Source organism: Pseudoalteromonas sp. GB43, from assembly GCF_054923805.1.
In genome coordinates this window covers 2693478-2714347 of record NZ_JBPCHJ010000001.1, presented here as the reverse complement: position 1 = coordinate 2714347, position 20870 = coordinate 2693478, and the positions used below count along the sequence as shown (strand labels likewise).

12 protein-coding genes and 4 pseudogenes are annotated in these 20870 nt (G+C 41.1%); 11 read left to right on the top strand and 5 right to left on the bottom strand.

From position 1 onward, the window contains the following. The first annotated feature begins 16 nt into the window (after positions 1-16). From ACRWSG_RS12865 to ACRWSG_RS12850, 4 genes and pseudogenes are all read left to right on the top strand, one after another. Positions 17-1150, top strand: coding sequence for a methyltransferase (locus ACRWSG_RS12865; RefSeq protein WP_462166942.1), 1134 nt, complete (start codon positions 17-19; stop codon positions 1148-1150). Between the two features lie 13 nt (positions 1151-1163). Next, a complete protein-coding gene (locus tag ACRWSG_RS12860; protein ID WP_054554274.1) occupies positions 1164-1715 on the top strand; it encodes a YajG family lipoprotein in 552 nt (183 codons plus the stop codon). A gap of 2 nt (positions 1716-1717) precedes the next feature. Next, positions 1718-2335 (top strand): peptidylprolyl isomerase, encoded by a 618-nt coding sequence (locus tag ACRWSG_RS12855; RefSeq protein WP_054554273.1) that lies wholly within the window; start codon positions 1718-1720, stop codon positions 2333-2335. Between the two features lie 36 nt (positions 2336-2371). Then, positions 2372-3761: pseudogene (locus ACRWSG_RS12850) on the top strand (AmpG family muropeptide MFS transporter). Between the two features lie 108 nt (positions 3762-3869). On the opposite strand, the gene ACRWSG_RS12845 reads toward ACRWSG_RS12850, so the two are convergent. The 4 genes and pseudogenes from ACRWSG_RS12845 to erpA form a co-directional block, all read right to left on the bottom strand. After that, positions 3870-4109: a helix-turn-helix domain-containing protein gene (locus ACRWSG_RS12845; RefSeq protein WP_054554271.1), complete on the bottom strand. Its 240-nt coding sequence runs from the start codon at positions 4107-4109 to the stop codon at positions 3870-3872. A gap of 528 nt (positions 4110-4637) precedes the next feature. Beyond that, positions 4638-7714: pseudogene (locus tag ACRWSG_RS12840) on the bottom strand (efflux RND transporter permease subunit). Positions 7715-7716: 2 nt separating this feature from the next. Beyond that, complete coding sequence (locus ACRWSG_RS12835) at positions 7717-8808, bottom strand: efflux RND transporter periplasmic adaptor subunit (RefSeq protein WP_054554269.1); 1092 nt, start codon at positions 8806-8808, stop codon at positions 7717-7719. A 100-nt stretch (positions 8809-8908) separates the two neighbouring features. Then, entirely contained in the window at positions 8909-9247 is a 339-nt protein-coding gene (gene erpA, locus ACRWSG_RS12830; RefSeq protein ID WP_036966451.1) for an iron-sulfur cluster insertion protein ErpA, read from the bottom strand. 179 nt (positions 9248-9426) lie between these two features. Here erpA and ACRWSG_RS12825 point away from each other — a divergent pair, with 179 nt between their 5' ends. From ACRWSG_RS12825 to ACRWSG_RS12795, 7 genes and pseudogenes are all read left to right on the top strand, one after another. Next, positions 9427-9888 carry an MHYT domain-containing protein gene (locus tag ACRWSG_RS12825; RefSeq protein ID WP_462166473.1) on the top strand — a complete coding sequence of 154 codons (462 nt, stop codon included), beginning with the start codon at positions 9427-9429 and terminating at the stop codon, positions 9886-9888. Beyond that, positions 9815-11803, top strand: coding sequence for a sensor domain-containing protein (locus ACRWSG_RS12820; protein ID WP_462166472.1), 1989 nt, complete (start codon positions 9815-9817; stop codon positions 11801-11803). Before ACRWSG_RS12825 ends, ACRWSG_RS12820 begins: the two co-directional genes overlap by 74 nt. Positions 11804-11933: 130 nt before the next feature. After that, positions 11934-13616, top strand: coding sequence for a chloride channel protein (locus tag ACRWSG_RS12815; protein ID WP_138601775.1), 1683 nt, complete (start codon positions 11934-11936; stop codon positions 13614-13616). A gap of 20 nt (positions 13617-13636) precedes the next feature. Next, on the top strand, positions 13637-14071 hold the full coding sequence (locus ACRWSG_RS12810) for a CopD family protein (RefSeq protein ID WP_054554266.1): 435 nt from the start codon (positions 13637-13639) through the stop codon (positions 14069-14071). Positions 14072-14175: 104 nt separating this feature from the next. Beyond that, a complete protein-coding gene (locus tag ACRWSG_RS12805; RefSeq protein ID WP_054554265.1) occupies positions 14176-15192 on the top strand; it encodes an aspartate carbamoyltransferase in 1017 nt (338 codons plus the stop codon). Positions 15193-15264: 72 nt separating this feature from the next. Next, positions 15265-16544, top strand: a pseudogene (gene hemL / locus ACRWSG_RS12800) (glutamate-1-semialdehyde 2,1-aminomutase). Positions 16545-16662: 118 nt separating this feature from the next. Next, positions 16663-18501 (top strand): methyl-accepting chemotaxis protein, encoded by a 1839-nt coding sequence (locus tag ACRWSG_RS12795; protein WP_462166470.1) that lies wholly within the window; start codon positions 16663-16665, stop codon positions 18499-18501. Here the strand turns inward: ACRWSG_RS12795 and mrcB are convergent. After that, positions 18485-20808: pseudogene (gene mrcB, locus ACRWSG_RS12790) on the bottom strand (penicillin-binding protein 1B). The gene ACRWSG_RS12795 and the pseudogene mrcB sit on opposite strands and share 17 nt — an antisense overlap. Positions 20809-20870 lie beyond the last annotated feature (62 nt).

The window sequence follows — 20870 nt, the reverse complement described above, 5'->3', positions numbered from 1 at the left end:
CTTTCGTAAAATCATGATGACCACCCAAGCACAGCTCGGTGATAACACCTATACCCTAGAACGCTTTCCGTTAGATCAAAAAAATCGCAGTCTTCAAGCATGGGACTCTGGCGATGAATATCTTGTCAATTATGTACAAGAGCACTATCCAGATGCAAATTCAATCCTGATACTCAATGACAGTTTTGGCGCCTTATCCTGTGCCTTTAATACGTTAACAGTTTATTCAGTTAACGACTCGTATATTGGTCATCAAGCTACCCGCTATAATTTACAAACCAATGAGTTATCAACAGATTCTTTAACGCAACTGGACTCATTAGCAGCATTACCTAATCAGGTTGATTTAGTGATATTAAAAGTGCCACGCAATTTAGGCTATCTTCAGCATCAACTTGCCGCAATCAGTGCAGCTTTACCTGCTGACATTGATGTTATTGCAGCTGGAAAAACGAAAGACATTCATAACTCAACAATAAAGGCTTTTAGTCAGTATATCGGTGAAACATCAACCAGCTTAGCGGTTAAAAAGTCCCGTTTAATTATCAGTAAAACCAGTGGTCTTAATAAAATAGCCCCCTTTCCTGTTAACTGGTCACTTGAAGGCAGTGAATTTGAAATTCAAAATCATGCCAATGTATTTTCTCGGGACTCATTAGATATCGGCGCGCGCTTTTTCTTTAACTATTTGCCACAAACAAGTAAAGCCCGCAGCATCATTGATTTAGGCTGTGGTAATGGTGTTGTTGGGTTGATGACTCTCAAACGTTGCCCTAAAGCCCATGTAATCTTCGTTGATGAGTCCTATATGGCCGTTGAATCAGCCAAATTGAACATAACTCACAATTTACCTGATCAATTAGACCAGTGTGAGTTTGTTCAAAACGACTGTTTAACCGATTTTCAACCTAACAGTGTTGACCTTGTTTTATGTAACCCACCATTCCACCAAGCGCAAGCGGTCACCGATCATATCGCTTGGCAAATGTTCAAACAGGCAAAACAAACATTAAAGCACGGTGGTGAATTAAGAATTATTGGTAATCGTCATCTAGACTATCATGAAAAGTTAAAACGCATGTTCGGCAATTGTAAGCTATTAGGATCTAATAAAAAGTTTGTCGTACTAAGTGCTACAAAGAATAATTAATGGAGCTAACTAAATGAAAAAAATACTTCCTTTATGCTTGCTAGCCGCCCTATCTGCGTGTAGCAATCAGCCAAATCAGTTAATTTTGAACCCCGTTTATCAAGGCGGGAAAATTTCAACTATTAACAGTAATGTTAGCACCAGCGTAATTGACTTACGTGGTGACAATGTGACCCTTAAAATCATTGGTTCAGACAAAGTTAAAACGCTTGCAAGCCCTGGAATAGCTGATTCTGTGAAAAGTGCCTTAGACAGTGCTCTGAGCCGAAATGGTGCTAACATTTCAAACTTAGCAACTACACGTTTTGAATTAGATATTCATAAGTTGCAAGCAACTGTCACCGAAAAGATGATGACGCACAGTAGTGCTGCAAATGTGGAGTTTGGTTTAAGAGTGATTAAAAGTACAAGTAACTTTAGTAAGATATACCGCGGCAACGCAAATCTTGAAGGACCACTCAGTCATGACCGTGCAAAAATAGAAGGTCAACTTAATAAGTTGACTGAACAGGTTATAACACGCATTGTATCTGACCCAGAATTAATCGCCTATTTAGAAGGTTAACCATGAAACGCATTTTATTACTTAGTTTTTTATTGTTTTTTGCTCACAGTTCATTCGCAGCGACTGAAGGTAAGTTTATTCAAAAAGACAATATGTTTCCGCGCGTAGAAATTGTTACTACGCTTGGCAGTATTGTGGTCGAAATGGATCGTTCACGGGCACCAATTACAGTAAATAACTTTCTAACTTACGTTGCCGATGGTAGCTATCAAGGTAGTGTATTTCACCGTGTTGAACGTGATGAAGACAACGAACGTGATTTTGTAATTCAAGGCGGTGGTTACGATAAAGACTACGATGGTCTGTACGAAGGTGACCCTATTTTCAATGAAAGTGGCAACGGGTTAAAAAACGATATGTATAGTATCGCAATGGCATATCAAGACCGAAAACCACACTCAGGTACGCGTCAATTCTTCTTTAATATGGACGACAACGACCATCTTAATCCAGGTCGTGATTGGGGCTTTGCTGTATTTGGTATGGTCATGGATGGCTACGAAACTCTAGACAAAATCATGCGTGTCGAAACTGCTTTCAATGAAAAAATTGGTTACAGCTTTGTACCCAAAGATCCTGTAGTTATCTTAAACGTAAAAGTGCTTGACGCTAATCAATAATAAATAGGGGCGCACGCCCCTTAAACTGGCAACACTATGACAAAAACCCTTTCTTTTTCAGAGTATTTCTCATACTTCAAAGATAAACGTTTAATTAATATTTTTATTTTTGGTATTAGCAGCGGCTTTCCGTGGGTATTGATTGGCTCTGTAATGTCGGCCTGGCTAAAAGATGAAGGCCTGAGCCGCAGCATGATTGGGTTGTTTGGCATCGTGTTTGGTGCATATAGCATTAACTTTTTATGGTCACCGCTCGTTGACCGTGTAAAGTTACCTTTTTTATTTAACTGGCTAGGTTTAGCGCCGTAGCTGGATTTTACTCTGTCAGTCAGTCATTTTTATTGGTACCTTTTCGCTTGCAGGGCTCGATATCAAAGCCAACCTTTGGTTTGCTGCCGCTCTGTGTTTAGTGATTGCAATAGCATCTGCAACTCAAGACATTGCTATTGATGCATTTCGTATCGACACTTTGGCAGAAAATGAGAGCCATAAAGCCACCGCAGCGGCAGCAATGGCAACCTCAGGTTGGTGGAGCGGCTATGCTCTATTAGGCGCCCTACCGTTTTATATGGCCGACATTCCTTCAATTGATTGGCCACAAGTTTACTTTTTCCTATCTGTCGTGATGCTGCTATTAATGAGCAGCGTATTTTGGGCGAAAGAACCAGAATCAAATCGCGATGCAGTTCAAGCAGAGCTTGAGCAAACCTATCAACAAAAGCTGGCTGGTAGTACGCAAACTCGCTTTGCTAAAGTTATTGCATGGCTTGCTGTAACCGTTTTTGATCCTTTTAGAACCTTCTTCGCCCGTAACGGGGTAAAAACAGCATTGGCTTTATTAGCTTTTATTTTCTTATTTAAAATCGGCGAGGCCTTCTTAGGGCGAATGTCTATCGTGTTTTATAAAGAAGTGGGCTTCTCGAATAGCGATATTGCTACCTTCTCAAAAGTAGGTACGGCAGTACTTACTATCGCTTTCACCTTTCTAGGTAGTTTGTTTAACCAACGATATGGCATTGTTAAAGGCTTATTTATTAGTGGTATTGCGATGGCAGCCTCAAATCTCGCCTTCGCTTGGATTGCTATAGCAGGCCCTAAATTGAGCCTTTACGCGTTTGCAATCATTATTGATGGTTTTACACAGGCTTGGTCTCTCGTTGCTATGGTGGCGTTTATATCTATGCTTTGCGACAGAGCATTTAGTGCCACTCACTATGCGCTACTTGCTTCATTAGGTAATTTAGGTAGAACTTTACTTTCAAGTTATAGCGGCGTGGTCATTGATGACTGGTTAGGAGGAAATTGGGCGATGTTCTTTGTACTGACAGCACTTATGGTTTTACCTTCATTAATTTTCTTATTTTTAATTAGGCATAAGCTTTATGCACTAGAAAACAACTATCATCAAAGGGATTTAACAAGTTAGATACGAAAGTAATTTTAGAGGAGAGATAAATGGTGAAATTTTAATAGCGCCTCCCTGCACTATTTGTATTACTTTAGTAGTGTTATTTCACCACAAAGCACTAAAAAATTATGCGTCTTTTAGCAAATTAAGACCTTCGTACGGGTCAACTTCCAAAGCATCACAATAACGTATGAATTCAATAACATCTAGTCGACGTTCTTGGTTTTCAATTTTACCGATAAAAGAATGCGGCGTACCTAAAACCTGCGCAAGGCTACGCATTGTGTGACCTTTCTCGTGGCGTTTAGTTTTAAGCCATTTCGTTAATTTCGAGTTTTCTTCAGAAGAAACTGTTTTACCCATCATAAAATACATCTCCTACTAGATGATTTAAATTAATAAACTTAAGAGTGAAATTTGCCCGTCTCACTCTTGGATACATTATATACTAATAATTTTCACTTTGAATTATTAATTATACAAATGTCCACCTTTTAGGTATGGACCTTATTAGTATACATGTCTTAGTGTAGCTAAAATTAAAGCATGTGCTCTATAGTTAACTGGTTAACTGTACCAAAAAATTGATCAATTGGAAGTCAAACAAGATGAAAGTATCGCTTTAAATTCTGCATATTTATGCTTAAAGTGTACGTAAATACTGAAAAAGGCTAAGAAATGTTTCGTATATTATTTTTGTTGCCAATTGTACTATGTGTAGCATGGTACCTATTTTTAAAACACAATCGAGTACCAATTAAGCAAGGTAAAAATGGGTTTGTATACATTTTGGTCGCATCAGCGTTAGTTTTAGGCTTCTTTTTACTGATGATTAAAGTGACCCAACACTAGGGTCACTCATTTTTAATTAATCGGTAACGAATTTACCTATTACTATCTACGACGATCTCGCAGCATTAACAAACACGGTGTAAGCACAAGTGTCAACACCGTGGCAAATGTTAAACCACCCGCAACGGCTGTTGCCAATTGCACCCACCACTGAGTAGATGGCGCACCAAAATCAATGTGACGGTTAAATAAATCAATATTCACTTGGAGTACCATTGGCATCAATCCCAAAATGGTGGTAACAGTCGTTAGCAATACCGGACGCAAACGCTGTGCACCGGTTCGCAAAATCGCATCTTTGGCAGCCAGACCTTGGCTTCGTAAAACATTATAGGTATCAATCAATACTATATTGTTATTAACCACAATACCTGCAAGCGAAATAACCCCAATACCTGACATCACAATACCAAACGGTTGCTGTAATACGATTAAACCTAAGAACACACCCACAGTTGAAAATAGCACAGCACTTAAAATCAAAAATGCTTGATAAAAGCTATTAAATTGCGTCACCAAAATGATACCCATCACAAATAGAGCAACCACAAAAGCCTGCTCAAGAAAGGCTTCTGATTCATCTTGATCTTCAGTTTCACCACGCACTTTAATTTTCACGCGAGGGTCTAATCCTTGCTCTTCTAATTGCGCTTGTAAGCGCGGCAATGCCTTGGCAAGTTGTTCACCCGGCTTCATGTCTGCATTAACGGTAACAACGCGCTGAGAATCTACACGACGGATAGTATCGACTTTAGGCGCTGCTTGACGCTCAACAAAGTGACTAATTGGCACTTGCCCGTGCATGGTTTTTACACGTAACGTTTCAAGACGTCCTAAATCACGTTTGTCATGAGGAAAGCGTACGCGAATATCAATCTCGTCATCCACATCATCTGGACGGTATTCCCCTAATTTCAAGCCATTGGTAATAAGCTGAACATTTGCCCCTAACATACTGGCATCGGCACCAAAACGAGCGGCATCAGAACGATTCAATTTAAGTTGCCACTCAATGCCCGGTTTTGAAGCACTGTCATCAACATTTCGAAACGCGCCATCATTCTCGATAGCTTGCCTTACTCGCTTAGCTTCACTGTTAAGCACATCAACAAACCGAGAGCTCAGCTCAATGCTTAGCGCTTTACCACCACCTGGACCGTTTTCATCTTTACGAAGTTCAATTTCTACACCGGCATAACTTGCCGTGATTTCGTTAACTTGGCTGATAATATCTTCTGCGGGCGGACGCTCATCCCAATCTTTTAGATTCATTCTAAATGTGCCTACTTGATCTTTACCACCAGTACGTGCGTACAGAGTTTTTATACCTTCCACTTTTAGGATGCGCGACTCAATATCTTTCATGATCACGTCTTTTTCAAAGATGGATAAGTCACTGTAAGAACGTACTTTGATATTGACGCCATTTGGCTCAACATCAGGAAAGAACTCAACGCCAAGCTTAGAAATAGCAAAGGCAAAAAACACCATAATAGAAAACACGATTGCAGCAGCAAGGCTCCACCAAGGACGCTCTGTTGCATAATCAAGCACTCGAATATAACGCCCAAGCATTCCTTTAATTTGTGTTAAATCGCCAGACTCTGCTAACTCTAAATCATGTTTTTGCTGCTCAGAAAGCGGCCTTGATTTACCTATTAGTCCACCAATAGTTGGTACAAACACCAGTGCCATAAGTAATGACGCAGACAAAGTAGCAATAAGTGTAATCGGCAAGTATTTCATAAACTCGCCCATCATTCCCGGCCAAAATATCAGCGGGGCAAAGGCCGCTAATGTTGTTGCCGTAGAGGCGATAATTGGCCATGCCATTCGTTCTGCAGCCAGTTTATATGCAACCTTGCGCGGTTTGCCTTCACTCATTGCTCTGTCTGCAAACTCACTAACAACAATTGCGCCATCCACCAGCATACCGACAGCCATGATGAGCGCAAAGAGCACCACGATATTCACCGTTAAACCAAACACAGAGATCACTAAAATCCCCGTTAAGAATGAACCGGGAATGGCAATACCCACTAAAAATGCCGTGCGCGCACCAAGTACCGCCACAATAACGATAACCACCAATAATACGGCAGACAGCACATTATTTTGCAGATCAGAAAGCATCATCTTTACGTCTTTTGACATGTCGCCGGTGTAATCAACGCGTATATGATCAGGCCATATTTTCTTGGCCTCATTGACCACTTGCTTCACTTGTTCGACCGTATCAATAATATTTTCACCAGCACGTTTTTTTACTTCCAGCGAAACCGCATGGCGGCCATTAATACGTGCGATTGAGGTTGGGTCTTTATACGCTCGACGAATTTTTGCTACGTCCATAAAACGTACCACCCTATCGCCAACGACTTTCACGGGTTGCTCCATGACATCTTGAATCGTCTCAAATACCGACGGGATTTTTACAGCAAAGCGTCCTTTACCAGTATCAAGTGTACCGGCAGCAACTAAGCGGTTGTTATTTGATAGCAGTTGAATGATGTCACTCGGTTCAAGACCATAAGAAATCATCGCCAGTGGATCGACCTCAATTTCGACCATGTCCTCGCGATCACCACCTACATCAACTTCTAATACGCTAGAAATGCTTTCTAGTTCATCTTTAAGATTACGAGCAAGGGTTAACAAACCTCGCTCTGGCGCATCACCGGATAAGGTTAATGTAATAGTCGGTTGCTCGTCTTCCATCAAGATTTCATGAACTTCTGGTTCTTCTGATTCAGAAGGCAGTTTCGCCTTAGCTAAGCTGACTTTATCTCGCACATCAGCTAAGGCTTCTTTGGGATCCATACCCGCGATAAATTCAAGGGTCACAGAGGCATGCCCTTCACTTGCCACCGCTGACATTTCTTTTACGCCTTCAATCGAGCGGAGCTCAATCTCCATTGGCGTTTAACTAATAGCCGCTCAGCATCTTCAGGGGAAATACCGTCATGAATAATCGACACATAAATAAAAGGAATGGTGACATCAGGATTCGCTTCTTTAGGGATGGTTTGATATGTCACCCAGCCCGAGATCAGCAACAAGATGAAAATAGATAAAACTGTACGCGTGTGAGTCAACGACGCTTCGATTAAGTTTTTCATACTTAGTTGCTCGTAGCTTCAGTAAACACGGGCTCAACTTTATCACCGGCACGCACAAAACCTTGACCAAGGGTAATGACATTTGCTTGTTCGCCTAAACCCCAAAGCCAAACCCCCTGCTCGGTACTTTTAGCCAGATTCACCGATTTAAACTCAACAATATTATCGTCATTCACGACTTTTACGCCGATATTACCTTGCTCATCAAGGGCCATAAAAGCCGGGCTTAATAACATTGCAGGCTCAGTTGGCAACTCAATATTTAGCTGAGTCGAAAAACCTGCTTTGTATTTCATTCCTGGGTTTTCAAACGCCGCTTCGATGCGAAATGTATTGGTGCTGTCATCAGCAACAGATGCAATATAACGAATACGACCAGGATAGGTTTTGTCATTTAAAACATGAGCAAAAGTAGCTTGACCGACTTCTAAGCCTTGCACTTCTTTTTGAGTCGCATCGGCTCTAACAATTAACGGGTCTAAATCAGCGAGCTGTAAAATAGGGTCGCCTATGCCAACATAATCACCAATTTCGACTAAACGTTTGTTAATAACGCCATCAAAAGCAGCGCGTACTTCAGTGCGCTCTAATTTTAATTCAAGGCTAACTAAGGTTGCTTTAGCCTGTTGCAACATAGCTTGCGCTTGCATGGTTAATACTTTGTTCTGTAAACCTTGCTGATTTAGCTTAAGGGCGCCTTCGTATTCAGTTTGATACTGTGCCACTAAGGCTTCTGCTGATGTAATTTGGGCGGCTAAATCAGACTTATCGAGGCGTAAAATAACCTGTTCTTGTTTTACAAACTGACCTTCTTCAACCAAGATTTCGAGTACTTGTCCTGCTTGCCTAGCGCTAATATTTGCGATTTTGTCAGGCTCTGATTTACCGTAAAAGGTCAGGTTTTTATTTATTTTCTTAGCAACTAATGACATCACCTGCACTTTAGGCAAGCGCTCTTGGGCTTGTTCTTTACTTTGCTGCGCGTTTTGATCTGCTTTGCTATCGCCGGATAGCATCCACAATATAATCACCAAAACAATGGCGATAGCTAAAATATAGGGTTTCTTTTCTATTGTTGTAGTTATATTTGGCAACGCAAAATTCCTTCTAATAATGCGTAAAATTTAGCAGAGGCAGGATATTATGAGAAGTTAAAGCAATAAAAAAGCCACATCAAGTGGCTTTCATAAATAATTAAACGCTGAAGCTGGCTCCGCAACCACAGGTTGTAGTTGCGTTCGGGTTATTCACAAAAAAGCGAGCCCCTTCAAGGCCTTCTGTGTAATCAACGGTACCATCAACTAGGTATTGAATACTCATAGGGTCAACAACTAGCGTTACACCATTTTTAACAATTTCTAAATCGCCAGGGTTAGCTTTTTCATCAAAAGTAAAACCATATTGGAAACCTGAGCAACCACCACCTGTAACGTATACACGTAGCTTTAGATCAGGATTTTCTTCTTCCTCGATTAACTGTTTAACGCGAACAGCTGCTGCATCGCTGAACTTGATTGGCAACTCATCTGACATACCAAAACCCTCAAAACCTATAATGGTCGCAATTATCTAATACCCGAGTATTTTAATCAAGTATCGCCTCCCATTGAAAATATTTTAGTATAGGATTGGCTAACATATTCGCATTGAACTAACATTTAATTGTAGTACTTTTTACCCATGTAAAAGTTATGCGATGAGGGACCATCACAGTGATAGATTATTTAAAGCTGCATTTCATTAGTCCAAGCTTAACTAGCTCGCAAACAATCCCTGCGCAGTACGATAGTTTACTCGTTTGCTTATCCGTACTTACTGCGGTCTTTGCTTCTTACATTTCATTTTTACTATCAGCAAAAATTAAAAGCTCTCAATTAAGAAATGAAAGCCTTGTATGGACTTTGTTAGCATCGTGCTTTTTAGGTATTGGTATCTGGGGTATGCATTTTGTAGGTATGCTCGCCTATAAACTTCCTATCGCTGTTGAATACAACATCACGGTCACTTTGATTCTCTATTTTGCCAAGCGTTTTTGCAAGTTATATTGTTCTTTCCCCCACTATTGGGCGTGGCAAAGGGCTAGTTTTTCGAAGTGTACTTATGGGGGCTGGTATTGGTTGTATGCACTTTATTGGCATGATGGCAATGATGATGCCAGCCCACATGGCCTATGAACCTTGGTTATTTTCATTATCGATTTTAGTCGCAATTGTTCTTTCTGGCATTGCACTATGGATTAATGATTTTAGAAATGAGCGTGAGGTAAACCAAACACGTATAAACATTCTCGTTGCAGTCATTATGGGGAGTGCTATTTCAAGCATGCACTACATTGGTATGATTTCAATGACTGTATTTGAGACTGATTATACCATTTATACATCTGGCCATGATAACGCTGCGCTTGCAAAATTAATTATATCCGTCTTATTAGCCCTAAGTCTGTTCGTATTAGGGATTGTCGAACTTAGAGCACGAAGTTTACTATCAGCCAAACTTGAAGCCGTGCTGAATACAGTTCAAGATGTCGTTATTAGCTTTAATAATGTAGGAGTAATTGAATTCGCTAACCCAGCAGTTCTTCCTGTTTTTGGCTATGAACCAACCCACCTAATCGGTAAACATATCCACACTTTAATCCCAAAACAATCATCGCAGTTAGATGAGATATTCTGCGACCCACAGCAAAAAAAAGAAAACGTGAGTACAAATAAGAGCCGCCTATTAAAGGGGTTACGTAAAGATAAATGCTACTTTCCTATCACTCTCACAATTAGCTCCATTGGCAAAAAAGAAGCAGGCTCTTACGTTGCAACTATTAAAGACCTAAGCGACATTCAAAACCAAGAAGCGTTTACACAAACAATTTTCGATAACTTACCTATTATGCTGTTCGTAAAAGAGGCCGAGCATCTAACATTTAGCCATGTCAATAAAGCAGGTGAGCAACTTTTAGGTAAAACTAAAGAGCAACTCATTGGCTTAAATGACTTTGATATTTTTAGCGATGAGGACGCCGTGAATTTTATTCAAACAGATAGGGATGTACTAAAAAGTAACGAAACACTTTTTGTAACTGAGAAGCCTATGACCATAAATGGTCGAACGCATTATCTTCGAACCAGAAAGCTCGCAATTAGAGACGCTCAAGGAAAAGCTCGCTACTTACTGGATGTATCTGAAGATGTTACTGAATTAAAACAAGCAAAAACAGATCTTGAGAACTTACATCAACGGATGTCAATGGCTGCAGATGCAGCACACATTGGAATTTGGGAGTGGAACTTTGAAACCAATGAATTAATCTGGGATGACTGGATGCATACCTTGTTCGAAATTCCAAAAACATCTTTTAAAGGCAATTACTCAACATGGGCGAGCACCTTACACCCAGATGATTATGAGGACGTTACAAATAAGCTCAAGCTTTCGATACTAAACAATGAAGAATTTCATGCTGAGTTTCGTATCGTTTTATCTTCTGGCAGAACTCGCTATATCAATGCCGACGGAAGAATCTACGGAAAACGGATGATCGGCGTCAATTTTGATATTACCAAGCGGGTTTTGGCTGAACAACAGATACGAATGTTGGCACAAACAGATCATCTTACCGGTCTTGCAAACAGAAGCGCTTTAAGTAAGTTTATTAATCATGAGTTTGACCGTGTTGAACGCACAGGTGGTAAGGTTGGTTGTTTATACTTTGACCTTGACAAATTTAAGCCCATCAATGACACCCATGGTCATTTAGTTGGTGATTTCGTGCTTGTTGAAATTGCTAAACGGTTACTTGAAACAGCCCGAAAAACAGATTGTGTTGCACGCATTGGGGGTGATGAATTTGTCATAGTCATTACTGATATAGAAAATCAAAATCAGATTGAGCGAGCTCTAACACGTTTTATTAACTCAATATCAACGCCAATTGCATCTGAGGTGGGTTATTTAAATGTAGGCGCAAGTGTTGGTTATGCTTTATATCCTGATGATGCAAAATCACTTGACGACTTATTAAATAAAGCTGATGAGCGCATGTACAAGCAAAAACATAACTCTCCTATGACAGTGATAAGTATGCAACCATAACCTTGGCTCAGTCATTAAATATTATAATCAGCTCGATTTTCCCAAAAAGAAGATAAAAATATAAAATGCCAACGACTTAGTGAGTTTGATTTGGTAAACTGCGGCTCAAAAGTGCTGTGAGGAAATATGCGTGTGGCTTGAGAGACTAAGACGTCGACTAGCAAAGCCTAAAACATCTGTGCAATTGTGCTTACTTGGTGTGAGTGCAGGGTTAATTGCGGCAGTGCTGATCATATTCTTTCGCCTTACGATCATGTTTTTCCAGAGCTTATTCTTAGAAAAGCCTGATGACTTTTCTACGCTTCCTACTCTTGAACGTGTTTTATTACCAGTCGGCGCAGCCTTATTAATTGCCCTTTTTGCAGCTTCAACTGGATTTAAACATTATCGACTTGGTATTCCATTTGTCATTCATCGAATAAAAAAATACTACGGTCATATGCCACTCTATAACACGGTTAACCAATTTGTTGGTGGTGCTTTAGCCTTGATCAGTGGTTTTTCGGTGGGCCGAGAAGGCCCGTCAGTGCATATGGGTGCAACAGGTGCCAGTTTACTGGCCGATAAACTACACCTTCCACACAATGCAATGCGTACCCTCACCGGTTGTGGCGTTGCAGCCGGAATTGCAGCCTCATTTAACACCCCACTTGCAGCCGTTATCTTTGTTATGGAGGTGGTGCTTAGGGAATATAAAGTGCATATTTTTGTGCCCATTATGCTCGCTGCGGTTACTGGTGCTTTAGCCACTCAGTTTGTATTTGGTGATGCTTCAGAGCTTGCGCTTATCACCATGAACCCATTGAGTGGCTGGCATTACCCATTTTTAATCATTTTTGGTATGGCACTAGGGGCTGTTGCCTATGCGTTTAACCAAAACTTGATGCTTATAATCCGCACTTTTAAACCGCTTAGCATGTTTCCTCGCCTATTACTGGCAGGGTTAATTGCAGGGTTAATTGCTTATATGGTTCCTCATGCAATGGGTTCAGGTATGAGCGCCATCACTATTGCTATTGAATCACCAGATGATGTGCAGTTTTTAACAACCATCTTGATTGCCAAATTACTCGCCACCTTATTTGCCATTGGTTTGGGTATTCCGGGTGGGATCATCGGCCCTGTTATTGGGCTTGGTGTATTAATGGGCACCTTAATGGCCTTCTTTGCGCAGTTTATTAGCCCAGGAGTAGATATCACAGGTACCTACAGCATGCTTGGCATGGCAGGGTTATTGGCCGCTACATTACACGCACCACTTGCTGCACTCACTACGGTTATGGAGTTGACCTCAAGCCCCGAGATTATTGTGCCAGCCATGTTGGTGATCTCAACGGCTTATGTCACAGCATTGCAGTTTTTTGGTAACCGCTCTATTTTTATGCAACAACTTGATTTCCAAGGGCTTGAGTATCAAATATCGCCTGCCACAGAAGCATTACAAAAAGTAGGCGTGATGGATGAAATGGATGAGCAGTTCAAACTGCTTTACAGTGACGACAAACAACAAATTAAAGAATCGCTCGATGCCCTTGATAGCCAAACCCCGCTGATTGTTCATGATGAAGAGAATGGCTATCGTCTTGCTGAATATGATTTAAGTTTGATGTCTGACCAAGAAAGTAACATCAAATATGTCAGCCTTGCCGGCCTTAGTAGCCAAGCAACATTAGCCGATGCTTTTGACTTACTAAAAGATAAACGCAGCGGTGCGGTGTATATTTACAACCTACTTGATAACCAACAGATTATGGGCCTTTTGCGTTGGGACCAAATCAGACATATTCTTACCATACGCAATAGTTTGTTATAACAATTAAAATGGATGCTTAAATGACTGCGCTATTAGTTTATAAAACCTTCCACGTATTTTTTATGATTGCTTGGTTTGCCGGTATTTTTTACCTGCCACGTCTTTTTGTTTACCACGCAATGAGTGAAGAAAAAGCCTGTAACTCAATGCTGAAAGTAATGGAACGCCGCTTACTGTTTTTTGTGACGCCGTTTGCCGTTTTAACATTGGTTTTTGGCTTACTGACCATTTTTGAATATGGTCGTGATTGGTTTAGATACAGCATGTGGCTGCACTACAAACTGGTGTTAGTAATTATCCTTTATATTTATCATGGCTATTGCTTTAAATTACTGGCTGACTTTAAGCATGATCGCAATACTCGTAGCGATCGCTTTTACCGTATTTTTAATGAAGTTCCGGTACTCATCCTTTTAGCTATAGTGGCACTGGCAATTATTAAACCTAACTTATAATTTGCTGCTGTGAACGCTAAAAATTTGCTATAGTACTGCGCAAATTTATGCGGCCTCCCATACCGAGTGCCAGCGCCCTATAAATATGATTAGGAACAAACCCCATGCTAAGTTTCCAAGGTGAAAATATCCTGTCGGTCAATCAGCTTGATCGAGATTGTATTGAACGTATTTTTGCAGTTGCTAAGAAAATGGAGCCTTATGCTAAAAAGCAAAAGCGCACCAATGTTTTAGAGGGCGCAATTTTAGCGAACTTGTTCTTTGAACCAAGCACGCGTACTCGCGTAAGTTTTGGTACAGCATTTAACTTACTAGGTGGTTTGGTTCGTGAAACAACGGGTATGCAAAGCTCGGCGCTTGCAAAAGGTGAATCTTTGTATGATACCGCTCGCGTTATCTCAGCGTATGCAGATGCAGTCGCAATGCGCCACCCTGACGCTGGCTCTGTTGCTGAGTTTGCCACTGGATGTGACGTGCCAGTGATTAATGGCGGTGACGGCCCAAATGAGCACCCAACACAAGCCCTACTGGACTTACTAACAATTGAGCGTGAACTAGGTCGCTTCAACCAAAGCATCGACGGTATGCACATTGCCCTAGTAGGTGATTTAAAATACGGCCGTACTGTGCACTCTTTATCTAAATTACTTTGTCATTATAAAGACGTTAAGTTCTCTATGGTGGCACCTGATGGCTTACAAATGCCAGACTACATTTTAGATGCTGTAGATAACGCAGGTCATAAAATTCAAGTAGTCGATAAGATGGAAGGCAACTTGGCGGCCGATATTGTGTATCAAACCCGTATCCAAGAAGAACGCTTCCCTTCACAAGAAGAAGCTAACAAATACCGTGGTGGTTTCCGTATCAGCCAAGCAATTTACAACGCACACTGTAAGCCAAACTCAGTATTGATGCACCCACTCCCTCGTGACAGCCGTTTAGAGGCAAACGAGCTAGATAACGATTTAAATAGCAACGACAACCTAGCAATTTTCCGCCAAGTGCAAAATGGCGTGTTAATTCGCATGGCGTTGTTTGCTCTAACCTTAGATGTTGCCGACAAAGTTGAGCAATATGAAGTCGACGTGCCTTGGTTTAGCCGTAAACGTAATAGCTAACTTGCTTCGTTTTGGGCTCTTTGAGCCCTCGCAAACCAACTCATTTAACGTGACAACCCAATAGGACTATTCATGACAATTAGCCAAGATCTTTTTAATCGCGCGCAAGAATCAATCCCAGGCGGTGTTAACTCACCAGTTCGTGCCTTCAATGGCGTTGGCGGTACTCCTTTATTCATCACTAAAGCTGAAGGCCCTTTTACCTTTGATGCTGATGGTAACCGTTATATCGATTACGTTGGTTCATGGGGACCCATGATCATGGGCCATAACCACCCAGCTATTAAGCAAGCGGTATTAGAAGCCGTAGAAAATGGCTTAAGCTATGGTGCGCCAACCGAAACTGAAATCTTAATGGCCGAAAAAGTAAAAGAGCTAGTACCATCAATCGAAAAAGTACGTATGGTAAGCTCAGGTACTGAGGCAACAATGAGTGCAATTCGCTTAGCACGTGGTTTCACTGGCCGTGACAAAATCTTAAAGTTTGAAGGCTGTTACCACGGTCATGCAGACTCACTACTAGTAAAAGCAGGCTCAGGCGCACTGACTATGGGTGTACCAAACTCACCAGGTATTCCTGAAGACTTTGCTAAGCACACATTAACTGTGTCGTTTAATAACCTTGATGAAGTAAAAGCAATTTTCGCAAAATATGCTGACGAAATTGCTTGTATCATCGTTGAGCCAGTTGCTGGCAACATGAACTGTATTCCACCTGTACCAGGCTTCTTAGAAGGTCTGCGTGAGGTGTGTGATGAATACAAATCTGTGCTTATTTTTGATGAAGTAATGACAGGTTTCCGTGTTGCTTTAGGTGGCGCACAAGCTTACTACAACATCAAACCAGACCTAACCTGTTTAGGTAAAGTGATCGGTGGCGGTATGCCTGTGGGTGCATTTGGCGGTAAGAAAGAAATCATGGATTACATCGCACCTGTTGGTCCAGTTTATCAAGCGGGCACATTATCAGGTAACCCAATTGCCATGGCTGCCGGTTTAAAATCTTTAGAACTTTTAAGTGCTGACGGTCGCACCACGAGCTTGAAGCAAAGAGCAAAGCAATTTGTGAAGGCTTTGAAGCCGCTGCGAAAAAAGCAGGTATTGCACTTACAACAAACTACGCAGGTGGTATGTACGGTTTCTTCTTTACTGATAAAGAAAAAGTAACTAGCTACCAACAAGCGACTGAGTGTGATTTAGAACGCTTCAAAAAGTTCTTCCACTTAATGCTAGAAGAAGGTGTTTATCTCGCTCCTTCGGCGTTTGAAGCAGGCTTTGTGTGCGCTGAACACTCTGAAAAAGAGATCAACGACACCATTGCAGCCGCAGAGCGCGCATTCGCGAAGCTGTAAAAAGCTATTATTTTGAAAAAGCCCTCACATGAAAGTGTGAGGGCTTTTTTTATTTGAATGAAAATATCTTATTTTTCGGTCTATTCTTTTTATACTAGTATTGTTTAGCGAGAAAACTGTGAATAGACTCATAACACCTGCTGTTAATTTAATGGCACAACTTAAGTACAAACATAAAATTACTTTATTGTTTAGTTTATTAGTTTTTCCTCTGTGTCTGAGCTTATTTTTTCTAATCAGTCTGTTAAATGAAAATATCCAAGTTTCAAAACAACAATACAAAGGCATCTGTAGTTACCGCTTGCTGTTATCGTATCTTGTCGATAACAAGCAACAAGCCATGCTGAATTCCGCCCAAACTTTAGGTTATGCTCACAATGCATCGAGTGAAGAAAACATACTTGAAACAGTATCAATTGAGTCGCAATTAGCTGTTAGTCAAAACCTCACTATTAATTACTTAAATCGTACTTTAGTCACCCATTTGCCTAACTTGATTTACCATCTTAATAGCACCTACCAAAGTGCTGAAAAAGTATTAAATCAAGGTAAGTTTACGCCAGAAAGCTTTATTGCTTTATCAAACCAAATTAAAGCGATGCCCCAATTATCTGGGCAATTTAAAGATGCGTTATCCATCGCCTTCCAACAAGACAATAAAATAAAAGAGCAACTATCTCCTAGTGCTGAAACATTACTAGAAAACATATCTCAGTTTTCGCAACAAGTTAACCAAAGGCTGTTGGAGCCTGATACGATAGAATTAAGCAAAGCACAATTTTTGAGCCTTAAAGCGAATTTAAACCAAAGTATAGATGAGTACATTGCTGACACTGAGCCTGCCCTTGCGAGTATCATTAGTTATAAGCTAAACAATGAACAATTCATTTTGTACCTTGTTATCGCTGCGGCTCTATTATCTTTAATAATAGCCAGTTACTTGATGCTTGGATTTTATCGCTTAGTAGTTGATACCCTAAAGCTTTTTTCAGAAACCGCTAACAGTGCCGCGCAAGGTAATATCTCTGCGCGTTTAAAGTTAACAGGTAAAGATGAGTTAACCTCAATAGGAAAAGAGTTTAATCATGTATTGGCATCATTTTCTTTGATGGTAAATGAAGTCAAGCACACTACGAACAGTGTCATAACAACCACAGATACAGTGACGAGTCACTCTGAAAAAACCAGTCAAGATGTACAAGTTCAGCAACAAAGTGTGTCAACTATTAGCCAAGCTTTATCAGAAATGAGCCAAGCTGCCGAACATGTCGAGGTGTCTGCCTCTCAAGCCGTTGATTTAGCTTCATCTGCAGCCAAAAAAGTACAAAAAGGTGCTGATGAAAGCGCACATTTAGCCACGCACATGAGTCATTTACAACAAGAGTTCAACGAGGGTCTTGCTGCCTTAGAGTTACTTGCTAAAGACAGCCAAGCGATTAGTAGCGTGAGTAATGGTATAAATGAAATTGCCGAGCAAACCAACCTACTAGCTTTGAATGCTGCGATAGAAGCAGCTAGAGCTGGTGAACAAGGCCGAGGCTTTGCGGTTGTTGCAGATGAAGTAAGAACCCTTGCAAAACGCACTCAACAACAAACTCATGAGATCCACCAAATTATTAATTCACTTCAATCCGCAACAAAGCTAACACAAGATAAAATGCAAGCAAGCGTAGAGAAGATGGAACAAGGTTCACAAAGTGCAGAGCACACTAAAAATAATTTATTAGCTGTCGCAGCATCAATGTCTGATATTGGCATGCAAGGAAAGCAAATAGCAGTTCAAGTCAATCAGCAAGGCACTGCAATTCAAAACGCTTTACACCACGCTGAAGATGTCAGTGAACTTGCCAGAGACACAGAGAAAAGCGCACTTATGGCAATGAATAGCGTACAAAATTTAGCTCAACTCTGTGTTGAGCTAAATGATTCAATGGCCAAGTTTAGCGCTGACAATTAGGTCTAGGCTCAAACTCGCTTGCACGTATGGGTAGCTGCACCACTTTGCCGCAACCCGGAGGCGCTTGCATACGGTTTCTTCATTAATGAATGCCCAACGAATAGAAGCCGGACGAGTATCTGCTATAGCTTCAGGGTTGAGTGGTTTAAGGTAACGAATGTAGGCCTCTAGTGCGCCAACACTGCCCGTTAAACCTGTGCTCTTGTTATCGTCGCGACCAATCCATGCAACAGTTACGGTATTTTGGTCAAAACCTGCAAACCAGCTATCGCGTAAGTCATTACTGGTGCCTGTTTTACCAGCAAGCTGAATTGATGGGAAATGAGCATTTAGGCGTTTAGCCGTGCCATCTTTAGTCACGCGCTTCATTGCATACTTAGTCATGTAAATTGATGCATCATCAAAACGTTTTTGTGAGCTGACATCATGCTTATAAAGCACTTTACCTACTGAGTCTGTCAGTGCTGAAATAGATGTTAACTCACGATACTGACCATCAGCAGCCAGCGTTGTATAAAGCTGCGCTACTTCAAAGCTTGAAAGCTCAAGAGCGCCTAATAACAATGATGGATATTGATCAATTCGCCCTTTTACACCTAGACGCTTCAAGGTATCAGCTACTTTATCAACCCCAACATCAAGGCCAGTGTTAACCGCAGGGATATTAATACTGTTACTAAATGCTTTATAAAGAGGCATAGGGCCGCGGAACTGCTTGTCGAAGTTCTCAGGTTGCCACACTTTACCCTGCTCATTAGTCACTTGCAGCGGTGAGTCATCCACCAACGTAGCAACATTAAACTGACCACTTTCAAATGCCGATAAATAAACTGCTGGCTTAACTAATGAGCCAATATTACGTTTGGTATCAAGCACACGGTTAAAACCAAAATAACGTACGTCACGGCCTGCAACTAGCGCCGACACTCCACCTTTTTCGACATTAACAGAAATCATCGCTGCCTCAAGCTCTTCTGTTTTAGGGCGTCTTTCTAGATAAGGTAGACTTGCCTCAACAGACTCTTCCATGGCCGTTTGCTTTTGTAAGTCAAAATAAGTGAATACACGCACCCCAGCATCTAACACCTGCTGATCAGGTAGCAGGCGCTTTAATTCTCGGTTAACTAATTCTAAGTAACCCGGATACGACTTTTGCAAGCTGTCTTTCATTGGTGCAATATCAATAGGGCGCTTTAATGCTGCGCGGTACTCACGGGTATCAATTAGCTTGTTTTCAACCATTAAGCGCAGCACTAAATCACGGCGCTCCATTGCGCGCTCACTATAACGACGTGGGTTGTAATACGATGGACCTTTCACCATAGCCACTAAAAGCGCAATTTGGTCGTATTCAAGCTCATCCACAGGCTTTGAAAAATAAAACTCAGCGGCAAGGCCCATACCATGCACGCCTTGATTATAAGACTGACCTAAATACACCTCATTCAGGTAGGCTTCTAATATTTCATCTTTGCTGTAGCGGTAATCTAATATCAAGGCAATAAGCGCTTCATTAAACTTACGCACCAGTGAACGCTCACGGGTAAGGTATATATTCTTTGCTAATTGCTGGGTTAAAGTACTGCCCCCTTGCACTGTACGTCCGGCTTTAATATTGCTGTATAAAGCGCGCATAATTGACCACACAGATACACCATGGTGTTGATAGAAATTGCGATCTTCAACCACCAGCAAGGTATCTTTTAGCATCGGCGGAAATTTATCAAGCGGTACAAACTCGCGGTCTTGTTTTGAATCATTACCAATGCGAGCTATTTGAACCGGCTCTAATCGAGCATTGTTTAAACGGCGGCCAAACTTATCTTTGATAGTTGCTAATTTCTGCCCTGAAAAACGCAGCTCAATAACGTGTGCATCTTCAAGGCCATCATAAAACTCAAACTCGCGACGGTACACTTTAATACTGTTAGCCGATTTAACATACTGACCTGTACGGCTTAGCTTGTTTACAGATGAGTAATTTAAACGGTTTAACTCCCAAATAACCTCTTGCTGAGACAAATACTGCCCGGGATAAAAGCTCATTGCGCGGGCATATACTTGTGCAGGTAACTGCCATTTATTGCCTTCAAATTGGCGAGTGATTTTTGCATCTAAATAAATTAGATACAGCACCATGGCAACTATTACTGCGAGTGAAAGCTTCCAAAAAATTGACCAAAGTTTTCTCAATAAACTTGTTTTAGCAGGCACTTGAGATGTGCGTGAGCGCTTAGTAGTAGTTTTTTTTGATGCCGCTTTAGGTTTGCTAGACGACTTTTTTGCAGGAGTTTTTTTATCAGCCATTGAGTTCGCTATTGGTCAGTTAATTTTACAGGATTAAGCCCTAAACAGCGCAATACTAACAC

Bases quoted from the DNA above. Each gene is read 5' to 3' on its own strand.
- erpA (WP_036966451.1), bottom strand. From the start codon at position 9,247: ATGTCAGATGAGTTGCCAATCAAGTTCAGCGATGCAGCAGCTGTTCGC.
- ACRWSG_RS12810 (WP_054554266.1), top strand. From the start codon at position 13,637: ATGACTGCGCTATTAGTTTATAAAACCTTCCACGTATTTTTTATGATT.
- ACRWSG_RS12845 (WP_054554271.1), bottom strand. From the start codon at position 4,109: ATGATGGGTAAAACAGTTTCTTCTGAAGAAAACTCGAAATTAACGAAA.
- ACRWSG_RS12855 (WP_054554273.1), top strand. From the start codon at position 1,718: ATGAAACGCATTTTATTACTTAGTTTTTTATTGTTTTTTGCTCACAGT.
- ACRWSG_RS12860 (WP_054554274.1), top strand. From the start codon at position 1,164: ATGAAAAAAATACTTCCTTTATGCTTGCTAGCCGCCCTATCTGCGTGT.
- ACRWSG_RS12820 (WP_462166472.1), top strand. From the start codon at position 9,815: ATGGGGGCTGGTATTGGTTGTATGCACTTTATTGGCATGATGGCAATG.
- ACRWSG_RS12865 (WP_462166942.1), top strand. From the start codon at position 17: ATGACCACCCAAGCACAGCTCGGTGATAACACCTATACCCTAGAACGC.
- ACRWSG_RS12805 (WP_054554265.1), top strand. From the start codon at position 14,176: ATGCTAAGTTTCCAAGGTGAAAATATCCTGTCGGTCAATCAGCTTGAT.